The following is a 23538-nucleotide window of genomic DNA, read 5'->3' on the forward strand; positions in this document are numbered from 1 at the left end:
ATTGCCGTCATGCTGTTCACAGCCTGGGTGGGCGTGTGGTTCCGGGCTAATTGGGAAAGGAGTGGTGCGCAAGTGAGAAAGACAACAGCTAGTGCTGTGAGCCCATGGGACTATGAAGCGTCTGTGGCTGAAGCTGACAATGTGCTAGAAGACTATCGTAGACGAAAGCAAAGGTCACGGGTTAAGGCTTCTATCCAGTCGCCATCACTTGACGGTATGCCAAGATCATCATCAATCGGCAACGTTATGGAGATAAAGATTACCAACCATTTGGATGATGAAACGTACGTAGAAGTCTGCGAAAAGACAATCGAGTGCATCGAAGATGATGCTCGGCGAAACATACTGAGAGACTATTACATTAAGCGCCCCATTGCCGTAGAACTGTTGATTGCGGATTCTGGATATAGTAAAGCCGGATACTATATCGCGCTCAAAGAAGCCTTGTACGCTTTTGCCAGTATATGGCCTGTCGGTAGTCATGGATTGCTGGTTAATAAAAGTAGACAAACAGTGGACAAAAGGTAAACAAAGAGTAGACAAAGACTGGACATCTACCCTGAAATTGCATGTTATTATTGTATTGTGCCAAAGGTAAGAACCTAAGGCACTCCTTCTTTTGGATTGATCTTTGGAGCAGAGAGTGTTGCCTTATGAACTGCATTCATGGCATCACTCCCTAACTTCATGTTCTTTGCTGCAACAACGCGGTCTGTGGTGATGATAAAGCCATGGACAGGTAACCCCGATATGGAAGCCACGCACGGCTGCCGGTCCGATTCCGGCACGGGGAAGAGCTTGCGATGACCCCATACTAAACTGGGCGAGCGAGCGACTCAAAAATACTGCATCACGCATATGGCCTTCGTGCCACTCATACCGTTGAGGACGTGATGACGGACAGTATAGCAATCGTAGCTCAGTATGGTAGAGCCATCGCCTAAACGACGTATGTCGCTGGTTCAAATCCAGCCGATTGCATCACTGCGCTGGCTCACGCAGTCAGTAAAAACCTATGTTCATCTGGTAAAGTTTGAGATGACCAACTCTTGGCGGGCGCTCGTACAATGCGATGCGGTCTTTATCTGTGCTAGAAGAACCGTTAGACGCGTGGGTGACGATCGCATTCATGCGCATGGCATATCGGGGCAGCGTCCTGACGTCTAACTGGATGTGTACCCAGAGGAGACTCGCCTGTCTGATGCCGTTTACATAATTCAATCACATACTGAAAAGCATTGCATAACCTAGTCATGCGTGTTAATATTTTGCACGTTGCTGTTTACTAATCAAATCATAGGAGGAACTACCGTCATGAATTTAAAAAAGAGCTTAGTAATTTCCGCCGTTGCGATTGCGCTACTGGGAACTGGATTTGGCGTAAAAACTTTTGCGGATGATTATTGGGCAGGACACGTAGATGTTGAAGCTATTAACACCGACATTGACACACTGGCCGGTCGTGTCCAAAGTAAGAACAGTCAGATTACACAGTTGACGTCTGACCTTGGTAATGCCAAGTCTTCCGTTAGTGGTTACCAAGATCAGATTAAGGCCCTACAGGACCAACTCACTCAGGTTAATGCCGACAAGCAGACTGAGATTCAAGAAAAAATTAACGAAATCAATCAGAAAATTGATGAAGGCAACCAGAAAGTTGCTGCTAAGCAAGCTGAGGTTGATGCAGCCAACAAGAAAGTCTCCGATCTTCAACAACAGCTAGCAGACGCACAGCAAAAGCTTTCCGATGCGCAAAGCAAAAACAGTGCTGATATGAACCAAGCATTGAGTGATGTTCAGGCGGCACACGCTAAAGCTGATCAGGCCGTTCAAAATAACCAATAAGTTTTATTGCTCAAGGACGCTTCGGCGTCTTTTTGTTTACCCGAGCACTCCGCCAAACGGTGAGGTGCTATTTTTGTGCAAACAAATAGCCGGCAAATGCCGGCCAAGAGATTAATCTTTATTGAACTTTTCTTTTACATCATCAACGGTATCTTTAACGGCATCTTTGGCATCGTCTAATTTTTCTTTTACTTTGCCAAGTACGCCTTCAGCCTTACCTTGTGCTTCACGGGCCTTATCACCAGTAACTTTACCTTCAACTTCTTTGGCTTTACCGGAGATTTTGTCCTTAGTGCTATCAACTTTACCATCTAAGCTCATAGATATTACCTCCTTTTGGTGTACCATCATTGTCCTATATTTGAAATTATATTGCAAGCAACTTATATTTGGAGGCGAGTAAATGCAATGGACAGATAAACAAATTGGAACGATGCGCAAGCTCGCTTCCGAAGGCTTTACCAGACGCGAGACAGCAGACAAGCTAGGAATTAGCTACGATGCAGTCCAGAAGAAATCGAGGCGGCTTGGAATTGAGTTTCAATCACCCATGCCTAATGAATATGACTCAGACGGTACAAATACAAAGGCTACATCCGCTAACAGAAAAGTCGCTCTTAATGCTGATGGCAGCCAAACAGTTACGGCCTTAATGAGGCTTAAGCATGAGCCAAACAAAGACCCGCGAACTTTGATGGAGCTGTGTGGATACGATCCTGATAAGTTCGAGATGGTCTTAGGCGACTACAAAGTGTATGAGCAGCATAGTACCGAAGACGGCACAGTTCCGCAGTACAGCATTCATATTCGCGTAAAGCCGAAACAAGGCTTATCGATAAGTGAAATGGCTGAAGCGTTCAACGCCAAAATAATTCCGGTAAATTACGGCATGAAGAAATCGGGCGATCGTAACTTAGTCATCCCATTGCCTGACCTGCACTTTGGATGGACAACATTCACCGATCTAAAAGACATGGTGAGTCAACTCAGAGAGATCATCATGGATGGCTATAACGAGATTGTGATTGAGCAATTGGGAGACCTATTCCATAGCGATCAGATTCATGCAACACAAACAGTTATAGGAACACAATTAGATCATGCAAACATGCGCCAAGCATTCCATGATGCAGTGAAGCTGTTTGATCAGATTGTCCCGCTGGCAATTGAATATAGCAATCGCGTCTCAATCAAGAGCGTGTTCGGTAACCATTCAGGTGATCTCGAATACGCTTTTCTTTATGCGCTGATAGATCGCTATCCACAAGTACACGTTGATCTCAATGACAGTAATCCGGCAACTGACTGGCGCTGTGCATACTTGCTAGGGCATGTTGGCATTATGCTCGCACACGGAGATGTGGCCAAGGACAAGCTGACAGGGCTTTTTCCGTTTGAGTACAAAAGGATATTCAATATGGCAGAAACATACGAGCTTCACTCAGGCCACTATCATAGCGAGCGGTTTAAAGATGATCGTGGCATTATGTGGCGTCAGCTTGGGACAGCAAAGCCGAATGATCCCTATGAGATCAAGAATGGCTTCACCACGGGCAAGCATTTGCTGTATGCGTTCGTCTATGACGATGAAAGGTTGAGATGCACATATGAACTCAATTAAAAATGGCCTTTACATTGTAAAAGACGGCCAGCTAATTAAAGCGGTGAGTGCACCGCCATATGGAGAAGCAATCGTGCGGTTCCAAGAAGGAAAACCGGTATTCTACTCCACCACAGTAAGTAACCAAATTAAAAAGTGATCCACCTAATGAACTAGGGGAACGCGGAAGGACAAATCGTCTAACCGTGTTCCCCTATTTTTGCGTTCTAAAGGAGTGAGGACTATGAGACGAGCATCAGCTCAAATCAAAAATACAGATGCTGGTAGTATGACGAAGCTTGAATATGACATGATTACCGCTATTGATCGTGCAGACAAGAAGCAATCTACTAAGGAAACCCCAAATAAACCATTTGCCCAGCACCTTGATTTGAGTAAGTGGTTGGAGGCAAACAGCTAATGCAAGCAATTATCTACACGAAGCCGCACTGCCAAAAGTGCCGGCAAACAGTAATCAAACTGTCAAGCGTCATGCCAGTGCAAACCATCACAGCAGACGCAGACGACTACGAGCGGTTCCGTATGCTAGGCTATCGATCAATGCCAGTAGTCACCATCTACAAAGCAGACGGCACACAGGACGAATGGTGCGACTTACAAGTTGAGAAGATCAAACAATACACGGAGGCTAACTAGTATCATGTATAACTTATTATTACTGCTCACGCTAATATTCGTGCTGGCCAAGCTATTCGGGTTGATTGCATGGAGTTGGTTGCTAGTATTCATGCCGCTGCTTGCTTTGTTAATCTGGCTAGTATTCTGGACTGGGCTGGCAATCATCCTGGTATTACATGAGGACTAGGCCATGCGTGTAAAGGTATGCCGCAAGCCTGGATGCAATAATGTAATCCCTTATGCTCAAGCAAACCCATATTGTTCTGAACATACAAGCTTGTATAAACCTAGCTATGCTGATGCTGCAAAGCACGTTAAACGTGACACATCATACTACGACAGATACAAGCGTGACAAAGAGTCTGCTGCATTCTACAAGTCCAAGATATGGGAACACACTGCACGTGATGCTAAAGCTCACGCCTACTTCACTTGTTCATGTTGTGGCAAGACATATGACAAGCCTGGCTATCTGGTCACCGATCACATCGTGCCTTTGAGAATCGACAGAAGCAAATGCTTAGACCATGACAACCTGTGGGTGTTGTGCAAGGGATGCCACTATTGGAAGACACAGCTTGAGGAAAAGATATACACGTCACAGTCCAGAATTGAAAATCTTGACGTTTCAACCAAATGGACACGCAGCGAAATCTCTGAATGGGTACTCGCTCACAAAAAATAGGGGGGCCCTATGTTGTTCAAGGGGAACCTCACACACCAGTATCCAGAGAGCACGAGGCCATTTTTTGAAAATTTCGACTTTTGAGACTTAAATCCCTAAACGATGGCATTTCAGCACAGAAAGGAGGCGCGTTTTTTGCCAGAAAATCATCCAAATTTAACAATTTTACATGCCGGTTCCTCTGATGATCAGTCCAACAGTGGCGACGATATGAAGGACATCCAGAACACGCCTCCTGTTCACCTTGACGACGAAGCAAGCCGATTATGGAAGTCACTTATTCCCGAAGTCAAGAAACTTGGTTATCTGAAAAAGATTGACCAGCCAAGCCTTGAACTATATTGCCGTTATTACTCACTTTATATTAAGTCTGAGCAGTTGATTGAACAACAGGGGCTGTGGATTTATGACAACGATAACGTTGCAGTAAAGCGTTCCCCCGGCGCGGTTCAAATGGACTCTTGTGTGAAGAATATGAAGTCGTTAGGGCATGATTTAGGACTTACGTTTGACTCTGGATTACGTCAGATAACTGTCGAAGAACCGGAAAAGCCTAAGAAAGACAGCCCATTGAAGGAGGTTGGTTTTGGTGCAGACGTTTGATTTTACTGGTGTAACTGATATTCGCGGATACGTAAAGCCGCACCAATCTGACTACCAAGGGCTGCTGGATAACTATCACGATCCAGGAACAAGATACGCTTATGACGTTATGTTCAGCAATAAATACATGACTGGCAGAGATGTTCAGCTGGCATGTATTCGACACTTGAATGATTTATTGCGGATTGGTGATCATGATTTTCTCTATCAATACAGTCCAGACATGGTGAATGCAATTGAATACTTCTCACGACTGCTGCCCAATCCAGACGACACGTCAAAAACAATTCAGCCATTCAGATGGCAATCGTTTATTCTTGATAGCTTGATTGGATGGCGAACTATTGACAATGGCACTCGATTCACAACCTCCAATATTTCTATTGCTCGGCAGCAAGGTAAAACATGGCTAGCATCAATCCTAATCAACTTTTATTACTTTGTAGTCTGCTGGAATGCGACATCGCAGGACTTGCTAGTGGCCAGTTACGATAGTGAACATGCAACCAAGCTGTTCAATGACGTATCTTTGCAGGCGAAGACAATTTTATCTCTGCCGGACTTTGCAGATGATGCTAGAGAACGAGGCGTGGAAGCTCAAACCACGCAGGTTATCGCAAAGAACACTAAGAATACGATTCGTAAGGGTACCTCACAAGGCGGTGGCTTTGATAGTTTCCACAATGCAATCGCTGTTTATGATGAAATTGGTAACTTGAGACCGGCACTGAATGAGACCTTAAAACAGATTACATCCGGCCAAAACGGTATTAAGAACAGAATGTTTGTCAAAATTTCAACGGCTTATCCAGATATCAAGGTTAAGTTTAAGAACGACGAAGATGTTACCCGGTCTGCCATTGAACATGACGCTGTTAGAGACGCTGACAACGTGTTTCAAGTGATTTATGCCCAGGATACGGAGGACGAGGTATTTGCGCCGGAAACATGGGCTAAATCTAATCCCAATCTGCTTGAGCTACCAAAGGACAAGCGAGACAACCTACAAGAAGCTCTTAATCAGGATCGCAATGACAATGAGCGCGAGGGAACGTTGGAAACATTTGTTAATAAGTCATTAAACCTGTGGAGCCGTCGCTTCCAGAACAGCTATCTGTCTCTAGATAACATTCAGAGCAGCATTATCGACCATTTCGATGTGAATGGACGTGATGTTTTTATCGGTTTTGACGGATCGCAGACCAATGACAATACGTCTTTTGGTTTCATTTATCCGTACACTGATCATGACAAACACATGTTTCATGTTCAGCAACACAGCTTCATTCCATTCGCACAGGCAAAAACCATTGAAGCCAAGTCGAAGCAAGACGGATTGGACTATTTGAAGCTTCAAAAAGAAGGTTTTGTGGATATTACCAATCTTGCATCAGGTGTAATCAACACCAATCAGGTTTATCAGTGGTTGGTTGATTATGTTAATCAGCATCGGCTTAAGGTTAAATTCATCATTGCAGATCCAAACCACGGTGAATGGCTCGAAAAGAAACTGGAGAATTATCAACCGCAGTGGCAATGGTTTCCTTTGCCTCCTACCTCGTTCAAGCTGAATGAACCTACTAAGGACTTTCAGAATTTGTTTATTAACGGCAACATTTCGATGCTGAACGATCCGCTGCTGATTGATGGGCTAAACAATGCTGTACTGGTAGAAGACCGCGGCGGTTCAGTTAAGATTGACCGTCAAAACCGCACCAACGATCACATCGATACGACTGATGCGCTTATTAATGCCCACGCGCAAGCAAAGTTCTATTTTGAAAACTACCACGATGAGGGATATAACCCGCTGAATGACCTAGACGCACAAGGAAAACGTGCCTTCTTCAAGGCAATGTTTGGAGGTGGTAAATAATGGCAAAGATTATTAGCAATTTGTTCAGCAGTTGGGGCACGGTGATGCTCTTCATCACCGGCTTGGCACTGATTGCAGTAGCAGCATTCACCTTTAACGTTGTTATTGGTTATCTAGTCGCAGGCTTTGAGCTGTGTTTAGTTGCTTACATTCTAGATAAAGAAAGGGGGTGAAGTTAAATGGGACTTCTAACCCCTAGAAATTTCAACAAACGCAAGGCCAAAAACATGGTTTATCCAAGTAATCCTGCGTTTTTCACGACCACGGTTGGCGGCATGCAGCTTTCTTATGTTTCGGCGCTGTCTGCTTTGCAGAACACTAATGTTTATAGTGTGATCAACCGTATTGCTAGTGACGTTGCCTCGGCGCACTTCAAGACCGAAAATACTGCAACACTGAACCGACTTGAGAGCCCTAGCGGCTTGATAGGCCGGTTTTCTTTTTGGCAAGGTGCGTTGATGCAGCTGTGTTTGTCAGGCAATGACTACATTCCATTAGTTGGCCAAAATCTAGAGCATATTCCCAACTCTGACGTCCAGATTAACTACTTGCCAGGCAATACCGGCATCGTATATACGGTTTTAGAGAGCAATGATCGTTCTCAAATGGTGCTTAGACAGGACCAAATGCTTCATTTTAGGCTAATGCCAGACCCACAATATCGGTACTTGATTGGCCGCTCGCCTTTAGAAAGCCTGCAAAACGCCCTTAATTTGGACGATAAAGCCTCAAAAAGCAACATGAGCGCTATGGAAAATCAGATTAATCCTGCTGGAAAGCTCAATATCAGTAACTATTTAAGCGATGGTAAAGACCTAGAAGCCGCCCGTGAAGAGTTTGAGAAAGCCAATACTGGTGATAACTCTGGTCGCCTGATGGTTTTACCCGATGGGTTCGATTACACCCAGCTTGAAATGAAGACTGATGTATTTAAGGCCTTGGCTGACAATTCAGCATACTCTGCTGATCAAATCTCAAAGGCCTTTGGTGTGCCTAGCGATATTTTGGGCGGTGGCACCTCAACTGAAAGCCAGCATTCAAACATTGACCAAATCAAGGCAACATATCTGGCGAACTTAAACTCGTATGTAAATCCAATCGTGGATGAGCTGCGTTTGAAGATGAATGCACCTGACCTTGAATTGGATATCAAAGACATGCTAGACGTTGACGACTCGACGCTTATCAATCAGGTATCAAATCTTGCTAAGGCTGGTGTGTTAGGCGCAGAACAAGCGCAATTCATGCTCACACGATCTGGATTTTTGCCAGATAACTTACCGGATTTTGAACCGCTTACCAGCCCAACGAAGGGAGGTGATGATAAGTGATTATTCCTGTTAAGGGCTACATTACAAGCGACGACTTCGCACCGATCTATCGTGATTGGTTCGGCATGACGGTAGTATCACCGTCAGATGTTACTGATGTACTGCCTGACGATGGTTCTGATGTCACACTTGAGATTGCCTCCGATGGTGGTGAGGTCGATCCAGCAACAGAAATTTGCAATGCTTTGCGCAGCTATCAGGGCAATGTGACGGCAAAGGTGATGTCAAATGCTTATTCTGCTGCAACAATCGTTTCCATGGGTGCTAACAAAGTGCAGATGGCTCCCGGTGCCAAAATGATGATTCACCGAGCATCAAGTGATGCTAGCGGAAATGTCAACGACATGAACAAGGCATCTGGCATGCTGCAAACTACAGACAGTGCAATCGCAAGCCTGTACTCTGCAAAAACCGGGAAACCTGCCGACGACTTTTTAGCGTTGATGGATAAAGAAACATGGCTGGACGCTGATCAAGCTGTCGAATTGGGATTGGCAGATGAAAAGCTAGACTTCGATACGCCAATTGTAAATGCGGTGGGTCCGATTATTCCACATCAAGCAGTTCAACGAATTAAGAATCTGAAAGATGAAAACGACAAGTTACGTAGTCAACTTCCTAAGCAGAACGATCTGCTAAACAAGAAGCTGGCTATTTTTTATGACAAAAAGGAGGTCCAATAATGGACAAGTTACAAACACTTTTTAACGATGTCAGTGCCAAGTGCGCTGATTTGAACGCTCAATTGAACGTAAAACTGCAAGATGAGAATGCCTCCGTCGATGATTTTCAAAAGATCAAGGACGACCTTACCGCTGCAAAGGCACGGCGGGACGCTATCAACGACCAGATTAAAGCACTTGAAGCTGAAAATAAGGCCAATTCTGATCCTGACAAGCCAGTGGATAATGCACAACAGGAGGGGGCCGACCTGTCAAAGAAGCCAATCGATGCGAAGAAGAAGGCTATCAACGACTTCATTCATAGTCATGGCAAGGTGGTTGATGCTGCAGCCGGTCACGTCACTTCGACAGAAGCAGGCGTGCTGATTCCGGAAGAAATCATCTATGACCCTACCGCAGAAGTAAATTCAGTTGTGGATTTGTCCACCTTGGTTACCAAGACGCCGGTTACTACTCCTAAGGGCACATACCCGATTTTGAAACGGGCAACCGATCGCTTTTCTAGCGTGGCAGAATTGGCCGAAAATCCCACACTTGCTGAGCCTGAATTTGAACAGGTGGACTGGTCTGTTGGCACGTACCGTGGCGCAATTCCTCTGTCTGAAGAAGCTATTGCTGATTCTAAAGTTGATCTTACCGCACTTGTCGGCCAGTCCATTAACGAGAAGTCTGTCAATACTTGCAACGCGATGATTGCGCCTGTATTGCAGTCGTTCACGGCCAAGGCTACCACTACAGACACTTTGGTAGACGATCTTAAGCATATTCTGAACGTTGACTTGGACCCGGCATACAGTCGTGCACTGGTTGTTACTCAATCCCTGTTCAATACGCTGGATACTTTAAAGGACAAGAACGGGCGTTACTTGCTTCATAATGCGTCTGACTCTATCACCGACGGCACCGCAAAGGGCTCTGTCTTGGGCGTCCCAGTATATGTTGTTGGCGACACGCTACTTGGCTCGGCCGCAGGGGATCAGAAGGCATTTGTCGGTGACTTAAAGCGCGGTGTCCTGTTTGCAGATCGTCAGCAGGTCACTCTGGCATGGGAAGAAAGCAAGATTTATGGGCGTTATCTCGGTGCTGCATTCCGCTTCGGCGTACAAAAAGCCGATGCCAGTGCCGGTTACTTTGTAACCAACACCGATTCTGCATCTGGTTCTGGTACTGGTGAGTAATACGATCGTTAGTCGCCTAAGAAATAAACAATTCGTCGATATGACGGGCGGCTATTAAGGGAGGGCTGAATATGGCAGATGGTCAAGGGGTTACCCCGGAAGACATGCAAAAATATCTTAACCTTGACACCGATGGCGCTGCTTCAATTCTTGCCGATATGATCAGTACCGCAGAGGATGCAGTTACTGGGGCCATTGACGACACGATTGGGATTGATGTTTATAGGGCATATCCGTTGTTTAATCAAGCGGTTCGGGTACTTGTTGACTTCATGTATTACTCACGAGGTGACCTATCCGATCAAAACAAAGCCTACCCGCCCAGCTATGCTTACATGATCAACAGCATTCGCTGGAAAATCCAGCGTGACCAAGCGGCAAAGGCTGGTGATACTGATGGCAAAATTTAAGGCAGCCGATTTCAGCCGAACAGTTGAGCTTGGTTCCCCACAGTCGCATAAGACTGGTGCTGGTGTTAACGTCACTAACTTCGTGCCGGCTTATAGCCTGCATTTCAAGCAACAGAAGCGGACGCTCACACAGCAGTACACGCTTGTGGGAACGCGCTTGGATAATTCAATCACCATCATAGTCCGTCACGACACTAGAAATGCTAGTCAGAAACAGGCACGCCTTGATGGTGTTGTGTATGACATTTCAGACATTAGCCCGGACGACAGTAACGATGCTATTCGCTATGACTACCTGACTCTTACCAAAGTAACCAAGGGGGCATAGCCAATGGACTTAGACGAAGCGCTGGACCAATGGCAGAAACAGGCAGAGAAAGCCGTTAAGCTAACAGCCAAGCAACAAGAAAAGATAACCAAAGCTGGTGCAGATGTGCTGGCTGAGAAGCTGACAGAGGCCACCAAGGCAAAGCATCCTAACACAAAAGGGTCTGGCGGCGAGTACGGTCATTTGAGCGAGGACATTAGCTCTGCCACTGGTGATGTTGATGGTAGACATGATGGCAAGTCGGTTGTAGGGTTCACCAAAAAGGAGTTTGTAGCCAGATTTTTGAACGATGGCACTAAATATATTCGCGGTGACCACTTTGTTGATAACGCCCGCGATGATGCTAAAGACGCAGTGTTTGAAGCTGAGGCGGCAGAGTATAAAAAGATAATCAGCAAGCTGAATGGAGGCGGTGACTGATGGCGGCAGTAGATGATGCGGTTGCTTTGATTAGCGCCGCTTCTTTAGTTGGCATAGATGAAGTTTATGGCAACAACTTGCCACAAGAGGCTGTGGATAGTCTGGACAAGACAGTGGTGTTGGTAACTGATGCTGCCAATAATCCTTCTGGATATGGCAACAACGACTTCTGGCGATTAGCTCAAGAGATTGAAGTACAAATCTGGTACTCACAAGAGTTTGCCAACGACCCAGAAACACTAGAAGTATCGCTGATGAAGCTGTTTGTACACAGCGATTGGCAGGTGGCTACGGTTAGACAGCGCACATTAGACCCAACCACCCAGCAGCTGATGAACACATTTTATTTTAGTAGAACGAAGAATATTGGAGGTAATTAAATGGCATTAGTAGGATTGAACATGGTGTCCTTTGCACTCGTTGACCCAACCACCCAGCAGATTTTGAAGGGTGATGCAGGTCTAAGCGCAGACGGGCTTTATCAAGTTGACACAAAGGATATGGGGTCCAAGACCGCCAACATCACTGGTCTGGTTGGCTCTAGCGCTAAAAGATACGGGAACAACGTAGCCCAACAGGTGACCTATGGGGCAGCGGCTCCGCAGGTTGCTTGGGACGGGCTCAACCTCGACTTTGACATTAAACAAAAGATTAAGGGGTTTGTGAATGACGGTAAGGGCGGTTGGACTCCAGCTGATGAGCCCGCGCACATTGCCGTTCTGATTGAATCGGGTAGCCTGTCGGGCGGTTCTGTTTATTTCGGCTTTGGTAACTGCACTGCGGTTGAAAGCGAAGCAAACATTCAAACTAATGACGACAACAAGCAAATTGTTGATGATGCACTGACCATCAGCGCGCTCGACACGATTGCTTTTAACCACAAGCCTTTCAAGATTTACTACAGCCAAGATGCTGAATTTGATGAAGCGGCAATGCTGAAGGATGTCATGGGTGGTTATGTAGCCACAACTGGTACTACTACTGGTAGTCAAGGCTAATAAGCGTGTCGTAGACGCGATTCTGACGCAAGTTAGAACACAAAGATAGATAATCATACGTCTTCGTGTAACTGAGGACGCGTGAGCCGGCACTAGCGGCAAGCACGTGCAAGCCGTGCTGTCGGCGTTAAAGCTAAATAAGGAGAATAGACATGAAGATTAAAGAGAACAAAATTTCAAGCCGCGAACACATTGTTAAGGTGACCAACCGCGTCATGAAGGCCACGCTTGAGTTACAACTCACCATGGCTGAGAGTGATGCCGATGAAGAAGAAGACGTAAAGCCAATTGAATTTCTGCGCAATCAGCAACAGTTGGTAAATAAGGTACTTGACTACATCACAAACACACTCAAGCTTAACCAGAAGGAAAAGGATAAGCTGGATGACCTTGAGTTTTCTGAATCGGTTGATATTGCCAACCACATCATTCTGCGGGTCCAAGGTCTATCCGAAGAAGATATTAAGAAGGCTGAGGCCGAGCAGGCGGACGACAAAAGCGAAGCCGAAGCTGAATAAGCGTGAGGTCGTATTTGAGCTGAAGAACAAGCTGGAGGACTTAAAGCTGTCAGGTCAAGACAAGCTGGTTTACTTGCATTGGACGCCCGATATGTGGCTTGATGCAGACTTTTACGACCTGCTGGAGCTTCAAACAGCCAAGAAGCCAAAGGACCGTGAACAGGACCCGATGCAGATGTTGAAAAGTTTGGGGCTGAGATAAGGGATAGTTGGCACACCAGCCTCCTATCCCTTTTTAATAGGAAGTGAAAAAATGGCACAGCAAATTAAAGCAGAGATGTCTACAGATGTCGCACTTAATACACTCAAGGCTAGTCAATCGCTCAAAAGTTTAAACGCGGTTATTAGTAGCACTAAGAACGCTTGGAAATCTCAAGAGGTGGCCCTCAAGTCAACTGGTGAATATCTCAAGGCGGCCGAAGTCCGGTATAAGGGCCTAGGCGACAGCATTAAGGCACAAGAGGCCAAAATTGAGAGCCTGCGTGAGAAGCAAAAAGGCCTAGACGTTACAACTAAAGATGGTGCTAATAGCTATCTCAAGTATCAGAAGGATATTGACAGTGCCACCACACAGCTTAAATCGATGGAGGCACAGCAGACGCGGGCAAAAACTAGTCTTGAATATCAGAAGTCAGGACTGGCTAGCTTACAGACTGAATACAAGCAAATCACCACGGTTTCTAGCAGCTATGTTGAGCGGCTGAAGGCAGAAGGCAAGCAGCAAGAAGCCAACAAAGCACAGATGACGGGTTACAAGGACAGCATCAGTAACCTGAACAAGCAGTTGGTAGCACAAGAAAAAGAATTGGAGCGTGTCGCAACTGCCAGTGGTAAGGACAGTAGTGCATACAAAACTCAGGTAACGCGAGTCAACGAGACGGCTACTGCCTTGGCCAAGACTAAAACATCAATGTCAGAACTTGACGGCGAGATGAAGAAGGCTAACCCGTCTGTATTCAGCAGGATTAAGTCTGCAATCGAGGGCACTAACAAACAGGCGGAGAAGACACCAAGCCTGTTTAAGAAGATTGTGGCTGGTGGTCTGGTCACCAATGCAATTAGCAATGGCTTCAGTTCTCTTACATCAGCGATGAAGACAACTATTTCCAGCGGGTTAGACCTCGCCGAAGCGGGCGAAAAGTCCGCTGCTGCATGGTCAGCAATGGGCAAGTCTGCTAGTGACGTTAAGTCATTAGGCAGTCAGGTTAGTGACCTTAATACTAAGTCTGGTTTAACCATCGCCACTATTGGTGGCATGCAAAAGACAATTGATACGATGACCCATGGCAATACTCAGATGACGGAGAATATCACTGCCGGAGTTACAGCGATTGGCACTGCATCTCGAATGTCTGGTGACCAAATATCAGCTCTCTCAAAGTCAATGACTAGAGTGGTCGCTAGTGGTTCGTTAACTTCTACTGCTTTGGCACGAATGGAAAAACAAGCGCCCGCACTTGGTGCACAACTTGCTAAGGCAGCCGGCGTATCACAAGATGCTTTTGCAAAAATGGTTGCTAGCGGTAAAGTTTAAAGTACTGATTTTCTTAATCTGGTTTCTAAAGCGGGTAAGAACTCCGGAGATGTATATAAAGAGTTTGGCAAGACCGCAGAAGGGGCAAAAGCACAAGCGGCTGCATCATGGGACCAACTAAAGAAGAAGATGGCAACACCACTTCTTGAAGTGAAAAATACGGGTATGTCAGAACTGGCCAGTTTGATGAGTTCTCCCGTTGTACAAAACGCTGCAACATCATTGGGTAAAGGCCTTGCTTACGTTGGTGAAAAAGCTAAGGACATGCTTGCATATGTTTCTGCCCACAAGTCCGATGTGACAGGTATTGCCACTGATTTAGGCGGCATTGTCAAAATCGCCGGTAGCTATGTTTGGGATTCGGCCAAAGGCATCATCAAAGACATTGCTGGCTGGCTAGGTGTCGGCGGCAAGAATGCCAAATCGATGAAAGACCCGCTTGGTACTGTTCACGACATTCTCGACAAAATTGTTAAGAATAAGAGCGGCATTCAGACCACGGTCAAAGTTCTGGCTGGGCTCTGGGCGACAAAAAAGGTGTTTGAATTTGCCGGTGCAGTTGGCCATGTTTATAGCGGGCTAAAGTCACTTGGCGAGTCAAGGCTTGGCCAGTCCATTGCAGAGAACCTAAAGAAGTTATCAGGGTCAAAGTTGGGCACGGCCACGGCGGTAGTCACAATCGCATATGATGCAATCAGTGATATCAAGGATTTGACTAAGGCATTCGGCAAGACTGGCACAGTCGGTCAGAAGTTCAAAGCTGTGGGTGAAACCGCAGGCACTGCAATAGGTGGTGGCATTGGCTTCTTCTTCGGCGGACCGTTGGGAGCGGCTGTTGGTGCCTCAATCGGTAAAGTGGTCGGTGGCTGGGCAGGAACGGCAACCAAGAAGTTCACCGATGGCTGGAATGCAAAAGCTAAGCCGAAGGATTGGCTTGGTAAGCTTGGCTTTGATGCCAAAAAAGGTGCCACAGGCATTGCCAAGTGGTGGAAAGGCATTCAAACACAAAATGACAGGTCGAATGCTCAAATGGAAAAGCAACAAGCCGCAGCCAACAAGAAGTTTAAAAAGTCATGGGATACATTTTGGGGCAACGTTGGCGACAAGACTAGCAGCACATGGGCAGACGTTAAGAAGCACGTCAGTGATGGCTTAAGCAGTATCCAGTCTAAGTCAAAGAGTGGCATGAGCAGTGTTAAGTCACATATTTCTGACGCGTGGACAGCCGTTAAGTCCAAAACCAGTAGCACATGGTCCGGCATAAAATCGACCGTTGGTGGTGCCGTTGACTGGGTATCCAGTCACATTAAGGGCGGTTGGCGCGGTCTAAGCGGGATTGTGAGTGGCGTCTTCAATGGCATTAAGAATGCTATTCTGCACCCAATACAGACTGCGAAGTCTCTGCTTGGTGGACTTGTGAGTGCCATTAAAGGGCTATTCCATTTCCATATTTCACTACCGCATATTTCACTACCACACTTTTATATCAAGCCAAAAGGCTGGAGTATAGGTGATCTAGTGAAAGGCAAAATACCTTCTCTTGGTATTGATTGGAAAGCCAATGGTGGATTGATCAATTACCCAACCCTTTTAGGCATGAATGGTAACCGACTGACTGTCGGTGGCGAAGCAGGCCCTGAAATGGTTGTGCCTTTGTCAGCATCAAAGGCTAGTCGAGCTTGGCAACTATTAGGTCAGGCGGTACAAGCAATCAACAAAAACCAATCCAGTCCGGTGCAGTTACAGCCTAGTGCTGACAACTCAGACATTATCGCTGCCATTAATGCGCTTGGAGTGCTACTGACCAAGCTCAGCTTCAACGTGCAAATCGGCGATGACCAGTTCTACCCGACTGTTGCACCCAAAATTGATAGCTATAACAAGCGTCAGAATGGCATTCGCACAGTTTGGGAGAATTTATAGGGAGGAGTTTAAATGGCCGGAATAAGCCTTAATTACAACGGCGTTGAGTTGAGCCAATGGTTTGACGTGACCGACGTCCAGAGAAACATTGGCACTAGCCATGTCAATTCGATGACCAAAGTAGGACGAACAGATGGTCAGCTCTGGCAATACATGAGTCGTGATACGAAGACAATCACTATTAATGGCATCGTTACAAATGCCAACTTGGCTAACTTGAGGCGTGACCTTGGGGCTGCACTTGATGTTGACGAACCGGAGCAATTAATTATCGGTGATGACACTGGTGTGTACTATCTTGCCATTTATGATGGCCAGCCAACTATTGCTGAGGACTGGCGGTCAGGCACCATTAGCCTTACATTCATTGTCCCCGACGGTGTGGCACATTCATTAGCCACTGAAACGGTCACTAATACCGATGGAACGGATACTGTCAGCTTTACCAACAATGGGAGCTATAAATCATACCCTCTAGTTGAAGTCACTATGGGCGGTGATAATGGTTATATTGGCCTGGCTAGCTCAAGCGGAGGCTACTTGGAGTTCGGCAATTCTAATGAAATTGATGGTGTTCAGGCTGCATCGACAGAAACCGCGTTTCACTGGGATATGCTCTCAGCACCAAGTCAAACAACAGTCAACAGTGGCAAAATTAATTATGTAACTTACCCCTACGGCTCTAATCCTGGGCCTAACACTATTGCTGGTAGTTGGGACTATGCGAAGGCCCCAGATGCGGCAACGCCGGTCTTGAATCGCACTTCATCCATGCACTGGGCGGGACCAACCATACATGGCTCTATTCCTGCCAATGCGGCAGGGGTTAACACGGGCAACTTTTATTGTGCGAACCGAATGAATATTAGCACGAATAGAACGGCAGCAGGCCGGGCGGAAATCAACTTACAGTCTGGCGATGACATAGTTGTCAGCTTTGTGATTCGCGACAGTTCAAACACAACCGACACGCTGGTAGTTGAGGGGTGGGCCAATGGCGCAATCATGTTTTCTCAAAACTTAGATAGGCGTAAGTTTACTAATGGCGCATACAACTTTGAAATAAAAAAAGCGGGTGATAAGCTGACCTTCATCATCAGCAAGATTGCTAGTATGTCAAACGCGGGAATTAAGAACTCAGCACAACTTTTATTTCCATTTACCATTGAGGGGCTGGCAAATACACCGATTGACTCAATCACAGGATGGATGGCAGGGTTTAGCAACTGGACAGGTTGGACTGCTAATTGGTCTGACAGCCTCTTTCAATGGGTTAACGTTGACTACTGGAAAGACTTGCCAAATCGTTGGACCTCGGGCGATGTGGTAATGGTTGACTGCATAAACAAGCGTGTGTTGGTTAATGGTGTTGAAGACCCGACCTTACAGACAATTGGAAATCATTGGGATGAATTTTGTATTGATCCTGGAGAAAACACAATTGAGGTTAGCGCTAGCAACTGGGCAACATTACCGAAAGTGGAAATAAATTGGGAGGAGGCGTTTGTCTAAATGGATTTTTATTTTACGGACCGCGACTATAACGTACTTGGCGTGGCTGGAATTAACCACGGTCACTTTAGGATAGCTGGCGAATTAGAAACGCAGTCGACCACAGTTGCCACGACCCTGTTAACAGGGACTTTGTACTATGAAAACGGATATGCCGAGCAGGCTGTAGCGATGTGTGCTGACACTAATTTTATCTTGTATGAAGATGAGAGCAGTAGGGGTCACTTCATCACTATTTCTGGGATAACAGATGATGGTCAAAATAGCATATCATTCTCTGGAATGGACGCCGGTAATGACCTGACAGACGAAGTGGTGCCAGAATATACTGCTGCTAAAGCCATGACCTTTGAACAATACTTCAATCAATTTTGTGCAGACAGCGGCTGGGAAATCGGCGTCAACGAGATTCCGGCTAATGTTCGCACTCTTACATTCTCTAGCGAGCAGTCTTCATATGACCGCATGAATTCTGTAGCCACAGAATTTGGCGTAGAAATATACTACTCATTCCAAATTGAGGGGACAACACCTAAGCACCTTTATCTGAACGTTGTTCACCAGCGAGGCGCCGATAACGGTGTGACACTTCGGGTTGGTAGCGAATTAAATAAGATTGAAACAACCAGCGATTCAACTGGCCTGTTGACTTCTATTTATGCGCGTGGTGCTACCCCGGATGGAGCTAACTCACCAATCACGCTAAAAGGTTACAAGTGGACTGACCCAGATGGCCGCTATGTCCTGTACAGCGATGGGACACTTCTCGATACTGTTGCCAACCGTTCGTATTCACGGTTGCGTAAGAAGTCAACACCAGACCCTCATGGGTCATACTTGAACCAGTGGCGGGATTATGAAGCTACTACGCAAGCAGACCTATTACAGTCGGCGCTGGGCGACTTAAAGCAGTATGCAGCACCAGTTACCAACTATACAGTAGACTTCGCATTCATTCCGGACAACATCAGCATTGGCGATACGATTCATGTGGCAGATGAAAAGCGAAATCTGTATGTTTCAGCACGAGTGCTTGAGCTTTCTCGCTGCTATTCCTTGCCAAGTTCAAGCACCGCTACACTAGGCGATTACAAAATAGAAGCAGATAAGGTTTCAGCGGCCCTCAAGACGGCGGCAAAACTAGCACAAGCAACAGCCAGCACCGCTCAGACTAATGCGGCTGCTGCTCAGACAACTGCCACCAACGCTGCTCAAGTTGCCGAAAAAGCACAATCAACGGCTAACACTGCACGAACCTTCCTCAAGTCAGCTACTGCGCCTGATACAACTAATTTGCCAGTTAACGCCGTATGGATTACGCCAGCAACGACGGATGGTGACGGCAACACGGTAGCTGCATCTGCAAAAACTTGGAGCGGACAGCAATGGAATGATACGCCAATCGAGTCAAGTCTAATCGCGCAGAACATTGTTGGCAAAAACATTACTGGCTCCACTTTTGGCAACACCTCTGGGACCTTTAGCATTGATGAAGGCGGGAACATCACAGGGGCATCAATATCCGGTTCTGAGATTAAGTCTACGTTTTCTAAGTCTCCCCTTGACTTAGTTGCTAATGAGGACAATTTGACTGGTAGTGGCAATGTCGATATAAAGGACGGCACCTATTCAGTTGATGGCACTATTGACCAAAGCACGAGTCAGACATTTCAAAATTATTTGGGTCCTTCCGGAATTTTCACTAGCCTTTCAAATAACGGGTCTGCCACTAACATGGCTTCACTATCAAAGGGTGAGCTAGATTTATACTATCATGACGGCAGTGCCACCTATACAGGTGTCATAGATGGTCAGATTGCGTCACAGATAGACAACGTCGAGACTCTTTTGTGGAGCGGCGTTCTTTATATGTCAGATGTCGATTCTATAACGCCGAGTATACCAATATCGGATTGTCTTAATGGCTGGAAAATAGTCTGGAATAGATATGGGAACGGGAGTGGACCGGTCGACAAGACTGGTGGCTACTGGGTTACCCCAATTTGGAAAGATGAGGTAGCCAACAATAACAATGGCGCTATGACTTTTGTCATGTATACATCTAATCTGGTTCAGGTAGAAAAATATGTATATATAAATAACGCCAGAATTGCCGGAAATGACATTTCTAAAACGGGGAATAATAACCGGTATGTTGCTACAAGAGTATATGCATTCTAGGGGGCTTAACATGGAAACCAAAGAAAAAATCAGAGTTCTTTTTACACTGGACTCCGATGGCTACATCATAGGCTATCAGCAGGAGTTCTATGACGGAAAAGAATGGGTAGCTCCGTTTGACACTAGCAAGGCAGTTGAGGTAGCCCCGGCAGACTTGGCTGGCATCTGTTTGGGAGCCTCAAAGGTATCAGCAGATGGCATTATAACCACCGATGAGGACAAGCGGGCAGAGCTTGAAGCAGAAGCCAATAAGGTGATTCCCACGGCCGAGCAGCAGTTGATTGCCGCTCTGATGCTCAAGGTGGCAAAACTGGAGGCGAGTGCATGAGTGAATATAACCAATGCGTGCTACTGAACAGCTGGGGCATCGACATCGCGCCATACGTTGGACTGACGATAACACCGGATGAGTACAAATGGATTACCGGTAATGACTACGCCGCTGGGGCAAACGCCTAGCGGTATTTTTGTGGAAGGAAGTGAAACAATGTGAATTTTTTAGGTTATGGAATTGGCGATTGGGTAGGGCTTGCAACTTTGACCGCTACACTAGTTAGCCTGTGTAGTTGGCTATTTAAAAAGATTGCACTCGATCCGCTACGAGAAGATATTAAAGATTTGGGATTTAAGTTTGACCAAAGGTTCCAGAATGAGGAGAAAGTAATTAATGACATTCTGGATACACAAAGGGTTCACAGTCAGGAACTGGGGAGTCATTCAACCAGGCTTACCCGTTTGGAAGATCACGTAGGCATTAAAGGAGATAATGAGGATGAATAATTGGACAGAACTATTAGTATCACTTGCAGTAGCAGCAGTCCCAATCATTGGGGCTTGGATTTCAAAACAGTTGCTGGCTAACAAACAGGCATTAACTTTGGTAAAGGTATTAGGCCCGTTGGCAAATGCTGCGGTTACAGCGGCAGAACAGCTCGGTGTGACACGAACTATTGACGGCGCCGTCAAGAAATCGACTGCTGTTCAGGCTGTGAAAGATGGGTTAAAATCGCTTGGCTTCACCAGCACAGACGAACAGACGATTGCCAACGCGGTTGAAAAGGCATACGCAGACTTGAAAGATAGTCTAGCTGAAACCTACCCGCAAAAGACAGTAGATCAGGATACATCTAATCAAGAAAAAGTGGCTGCCGCCGCTCAAGCCGCTGCGGATGCAGTTAAAGCTCAATTGGCCCCCGCATCTGTTGCTTCACAGCAATAAGGGGTAAATAGAATGTGTAATTTAAAGTTAGACATCATTTTGCTTGTATTCATTTTGCCAGTTTTTGCGCTTATTGGTTTTGCACTTTATGCCACGATTGGAATGGCGGAAGTTTCTACGGGAATGCAAAATGTTTTAGTAATGATTATACGAGGACTTTTGACATGCTGTTTAGTTTTCACGATTATTTCTCTATGGGCGTGTCTGTATAAGGCCGAGTAAAGATTGCACAGAAAAAAGAAACAATGACAAAGCAATTGAAAAAGCTACGTATTTAGTTACTGAGGCTAAGCTAGCTCCAGTGCTTGTAGTTTTTTCATTAACATAAGGAGGGCATCATGAAGCTAAAAAATAAATTCACCGCCTTGCTAGTCGCCATCTTGGCGGCTATTTCTTTTGCCTTGCCAACGCAGGTTCGTTCAGCAAAGGGAGACATTGTCCTTGATTGGTCGGTTTATCAAGGCAATTATGGTAAGTATGGCAACGCTCCAAGTAAGGCAGTCATTGCTCAGGTAGGGGGCACCTATAACGGCCTATATGTCGTACAGAGCACTTATCGCACTCAGGTAAGCTCGGCTATTGCGGCCGGCAAGCACGCCCATACCTATATCTGGTATCAAGTTGGTGGTAGTATCCCTGTTGCTAAAGCGGCGATGGACAAGTTTTTGCCGATGGTACAAACACCAAAGGGTTCTATTGTGGCCCTGGACTATGAAGCCGGTGCATCTGGCAACAAGCAGGCTAACACTAATACAATTATCTATGGCTTGCAGAGAGTTAAAGCCGCTGGGTACACGCCAGTTCTGTATTCAGGTAAGTATTACTTGAACGACCATACCTACTACTCACAGATTAATAAGGCCTTTCCAACTAGCCTATGGATTGCTTCCTACCCAACGACAAGGACAGTCACAGCTCCGAACTTTAACTACTTCCCGTCAATGGACGGCATCAATATGTGGCAGTTCACAGATGCTTATAGCACCCCTGGCTTGGATGCCAGTGTTGATTTGACTGGTATTACAGACAATGGTTATGGACGTTCAACTACTACTGATACTGGTAAAGTGATTGTTAAGCCTGATACGAAGACACCAGCTACTAATGCCGGTCAGAGTGCTAACAATACTCACAAGTCTAGCATCTCCGCAGGATATGCGGTAAAGGTAAACTTAAGTGCCAAGCGCTATGCAAACGGCACAGCCATTCCTAATTGGGTGAAAGGCAGAACTTACAAGGTCATTCAAACTAGCGGCAATAAAGTGCTGCTGGGCTCAATCATGAGCTGGGTCAACCGGTCAGATGTTGAAATCCTTCAAACCGCCAGTCAGGCACGTTCTGTGCTGACGGTAGACGGATACTGGGGCCGTGAAGTGACGGCCGCATTGCAGCGCCACGAAGGCACGACCGTTGATGGCATCATCAGCGGACAGATCCGCACCAACAACGTGCGTGGCGTGCAGATTGGCCGTGGTGGTTCTCGTGTCATTGCCGCGATGCAGCAGAACTTGGGAGTTCGTGTAGACGGATACCTTGGCCCGCAAACCATCAAGGCCATGCAACGGGCTCTCGGCACTAAGCATGACGGCGTGATTAGCAATCGTTCCCGCATGGTAATTGTCTTGCAGGAGCGACTCAATGCAGGCACACTTCCTTTCTGATATTTAAAGGGGTCGATTTCGACCCCTTTAAAATATGGAAAAATAAGTCGCCGAAACGCCAAACCTATTTTGCAAAATCGCCGTTTTTGGCAAATTAGCCTCACTCGCTTCGGCGGATGGGGCTTTTTTCTTGTGGATAACTGGAAATAATTTGAAAAGCGAAGAAACGCGATATATCAGGCTTTTGCTAGAAATGGCGGCTATCACGAAATACTGAAAAAGGCCTACGTGTCAACGTAACGGAAGCTTTTTCGAGTCACTTATCCACAGGCTTGACACTACGCGTGATACAATAATCTAAGAAAGGGGTGGATTACCTATGGCTGAAATGGACATAAACAGTGTATTGCGCTTTAAGGATCAAGACTCTCTAAAACGGGCGTTGAGAATTATC

At 46.1% G+C, this 23538-nt stretch carries 27 protein-coding genes, 1 tRNA gene and 1 pseudogene; 28 read left to right on the forward strand and 1 reads right to left on the reverse strand.

Going from position 1 to position 23538, the window contains the following annotated elements; translation table 11 throughout:
- The first annotated feature begins 72 nt into the window (after window positions 1–72).
- From AAA927_RS01315 to AAA927_RS01325, 3 genes are all read left to right on the forward strand, one after another.
- On the forward strand, window positions 73–528 hold the full coding sequence (locus AAA927_RS01315) for an ArpU family phage packaging/lysis transcriptional regulator (protein ID WP_338214962.1): 456 nt from the start codon (window positions 73–75) through the stop codon (window positions 526–528).
- 380 nt (window positions 529–908) lie between these two features.
- Window positions 909–981 (forward strand) — tRNA-Arg (locus tag AAA927_RS01320).
- 333 nt (window positions 982–1314) lie between these two features.
- Complete coding sequence (locus tag AAA927_RS01325; RefSeq protein WP_338214964.1) at window positions 1315–1845, forward strand: hypothetical protein; 531 nt, start codon at window positions 1315–1317, stop codon at window positions 1843–1845.
- Between the two features lie 111 nt (window positions 1846–1956).
- Here AAA927_RS01325 and AAA927_RS01330 read toward each other — a convergent pair whose 3' ends face one another.
- Window positions 1957–2166: a CsbD family protein gene (locus AAA927_RS01330; protein ID WP_203624779.1), complete on the reverse strand. Its 210-nt coding sequence runs from the start codon at window positions 2164–2166 to the stop codon at window positions 1957–1959.
- Window positions 2167–2248: 82 nt separating this feature from the next.
- Between AAA927_RS01330 and AAA927_RS01335 the strand changes: the two genes are divergently transcribed.
- The 25 genes and pseudogenes from AAA927_RS01335 (at window position 2249) to AAA927_RS01455 (ending at window position 23144) form a co-directional block, all read left to right on the forward strand.
- Window positions 2249–3466, forward strand: coding sequence for a hypothetical protein (locus AAA927_RS01335; protein WP_338214969.1), 1218 nt, complete (start codon window positions 2249–2251; stop codon window positions 3464–3466).
- 223 nt (window positions 3467–3689) lie between these two features.
- Window positions 3690–3866, forward strand: a complete 177-nt coding sequence (locus AAA927_RS01340; protein WP_338214971.1) for a hypothetical protein — start codon at window positions 3690–3692, stop codon at window positions 3864–3866.
- Window positions 3866–4102: pseudogene (locus AAA927_RS01345) on the forward strand (thioredoxin domain-containing protein); the annotation flags it as partial. The gene AAA927_RS01340 and the pseudogene AAA927_RS01345, both read left to right, overlap by 1 nt.
- Window positions 4103–4274: 172 nt before the next feature.
- Window positions 4275–4769, forward strand: a complete 495-nt coding sequence (locus AAA927_RS01350; RefSeq protein ID WP_338214972.1) for an HNH endonuclease — start codon at window positions 4275–4277, stop codon at window positions 4767–4769.
- A gap of 135 nt (window positions 4770–4904) precedes the next feature.
- Window positions 4905–5372, forward strand: coding sequence for a phage terminase small subunit P27 family (locus AAA927_RS01355; protein WP_338214974.1), 468 nt, complete (start codon window positions 4905–4907; stop codon window positions 5370–5372).
- On the forward strand, window positions 5359–7248 hold the full coding sequence (locus AAA927_RS01360) for a terminase TerL endonuclease subunit (protein ID WP_338214976.1): 1890 nt from the start codon (window positions 5359–5361) through the stop codon (window positions 7246–7248). The genes AAA927_RS01355 and AAA927_RS01360 overlap by 14 nt, the downstream gene beginning before the upstream one ends.
- On the forward strand, window positions 7248–7421 hold the full coding sequence (locus AAA927_RS01365; protein WP_338214979.1) for a hypothetical protein: 174 nt from the start codon (window positions 7248–7250) through the stop codon (window positions 7419–7421). Before AAA927_RS01360 ends, AAA927_RS01365 begins: the two co-directional genes overlap by 1 nt.
- Before the next feature lie 6 nt (window positions 7422–7427).
- On the forward strand, window positions 7428–8579 hold the full coding sequence (locus AAA927_RS01370) for a phage portal protein (RefSeq protein WP_338214981.1): 1152 nt from the start codon (window positions 7428–7430) through the stop codon (window positions 8577–8579).
- Window positions 8576–9262, forward strand: coding sequence for a head maturation protease, ClpP-related (locus tag AAA927_RS01375; RefSeq protein WP_338214982.1), 687 nt, complete (start codon window positions 8576–8578; stop codon window positions 9260–9262). The genes AAA927_RS01370 and AAA927_RS01375 overlap by 4 nt, the downstream gene beginning before the upstream one ends.
- Complete coding sequence (locus tag AAA927_RS01380; RefSeq protein ID WP_338214983.1) at window positions 9262–10440, forward strand: phage major capsid protein; 1179 nt, start codon at window positions 9262–9264, stop codon at window positions 10438–10440. Before AAA927_RS01375 ends, AAA927_RS01380 begins: the two co-directional genes overlap by 1 nt.
- A gap of 71 nt (window positions 10441–10511) precedes the next feature.
- Window positions 10512–10850, forward strand: coding sequence for a head-tail connector protein (locus tag AAA927_RS01385; protein ID WP_338214985.1), 339 nt, complete (start codon window positions 10512–10514; stop codon window positions 10848–10850).
- Window positions 10837–11178 (forward strand): phage head closure protein, encoded by a 342-nt coding sequence (locus tag AAA927_RS01390; protein WP_338214987.1) that lies wholly within the window; start codon window positions 10837–10839, stop codon window positions 11176–11178. The genes AAA927_RS01385 and AAA927_RS01390 overlap by 14 nt, the downstream gene beginning before the upstream one ends.
- Before the next feature lie 3 nt (window positions 11179–11181).
- Window positions 11182–11598 carry an HK97-gp10 family putative phage morphogenesis protein gene (locus AAA927_RS01395; protein ID WP_338214989.1) on the forward strand — a complete coding sequence of 139 codons (417 nt, stop codon included), beginning with the start codon at window positions 11182–11184 and terminating at the stop codon, window positions 11596–11598.
- Complete coding sequence (locus tag AAA927_RS01400; protein ID WP_338214991.1) at window positions 11598–11978, forward strand: DUF806 family protein; 381 nt, start codon at window positions 11598–11600, stop codon at window positions 11976–11978. The genes AAA927_RS01395 and AAA927_RS01400 overlap by 1 nt, the downstream gene beginning before the upstream one ends.
- Window positions 11979–12596, forward strand: coding sequence for a phage tail protein (locus AAA927_RS01405; RefSeq protein WP_338214993.1), 618 nt, complete (start codon window positions 11979–11981; stop codon window positions 12594–12596). It begins immediately after the preceding gene.
- Window positions 12597–12748: 152 nt separating this feature from the next.
- Window positions 12749–13114: a phage tail tube assembly chaperone gene (locus AAA927_RS01410; RefSeq protein ID WP_338214995.1), complete on the forward strand. Its 366-nt coding sequence runs from the start codon at window positions 12749–12751 to the stop codon at window positions 13112–13114.
- A 253-nt stretch (window positions 13115–13367) separates the two neighbouring features.
- Complete coding sequence (locus AAA927_RS01415; RefSeq protein ID WP_338214997.1) at window positions 13368–14648, forward strand: tape measure protein; 1281 nt, start codon at window positions 13368–13370, stop codon at window positions 14646–14648.
- A 129-nt stretch (window positions 14649–14777) separates the two neighbouring features.
- The gene (locus AAA927_RS01420; protein ID WP_338214999.1) at window positions 14778–16571 is read left to right on the forward strand and encodes a hypothetical protein; all 1794 of its coding nucleotides are present in this window, start codon (window positions 14778–14780) and stop codon (window positions 16569–16571) included.
- A gap of 12 nt (window positions 16572–16583) precedes the next feature.
- Entirely contained in the window at window positions 16584–18083 is a 1500-nt protein-coding gene (locus tag AAA927_RS01425) for a distal tail protein Dit (RefSeq protein WP_338215001.1), read from the forward strand.
- Window positions 18084–20264, forward strand: a complete 2181-nt coding sequence (locus AAA927_RS01430; protein ID WP_338215003.1) for a phage tail spike protein — start codon at window positions 18084–18086, stop codon at window positions 20262–20264.
- 10 nt (window positions 20265–20274) lie between these two features.
- On the forward strand, window positions 20275–20592 hold the full coding sequence (locus AAA927_RS01435; protein ID WP_338215005.1) for a phage infection protein: 318 nt from the start codon (window positions 20275–20277) through the stop codon (window positions 20590–20592).
- The gene (locus tag AAA927_RS01440) at window positions 20589–20723 is read left to right on the forward strand and encodes an XkdX family protein (RefSeq protein WP_338215007.1); all 135 of its coding nucleotides are present in this window, start codon (window positions 20589–20591) and stop codon (window positions 20721–20723) included. The genes AAA927_RS01435 and AAA927_RS01440 overlap by 4 nt, the downstream gene beginning before the upstream one ends.
- A 30-nt stretch (window positions 20724–20753) precedes the next feature.
- A complete protein-coding gene (locus tag AAA927_RS01445; protein ID WP_239061555.1) occupies window positions 20754–21044 on the forward strand; it encodes a hypothetical protein in 291 nt (96 codons plus the stop codon).
- A complete protein-coding gene (locus tag AAA927_RS01450) occupies window positions 21037–21483 on the forward strand; it encodes a phage holin (RefSeq protein WP_338215011.1) in 447 nt (148 codons plus the stop codon). Before AAA927_RS01445 ends, AAA927_RS01450 begins: the two co-directional genes overlap by 8 nt.
- Before the next feature lie 338 nt (window positions 21484–21821).
- Window positions 21822–23144, forward strand: coding sequence for a GH25 family lysozyme (locus AAA927_RS01455; RefSeq protein ID WP_338215014.1), 1323 nt, complete (start codon window positions 21822–21824; stop codon window positions 23142–23144).
- Window positions 23145–23538 lie beyond the last annotated feature (394 nt).

It is taken from the genome of Lacticaseibacillus salsurivasis, from assembly GCF_036246225.1.
GTDB classification, from domain to species: Bacteria; Bacillota; Bacilli; order Lactobacillales; family Lactobacillaceae; genus Lacticaseibacillus; species Lacticaseibacillus salsurivasis.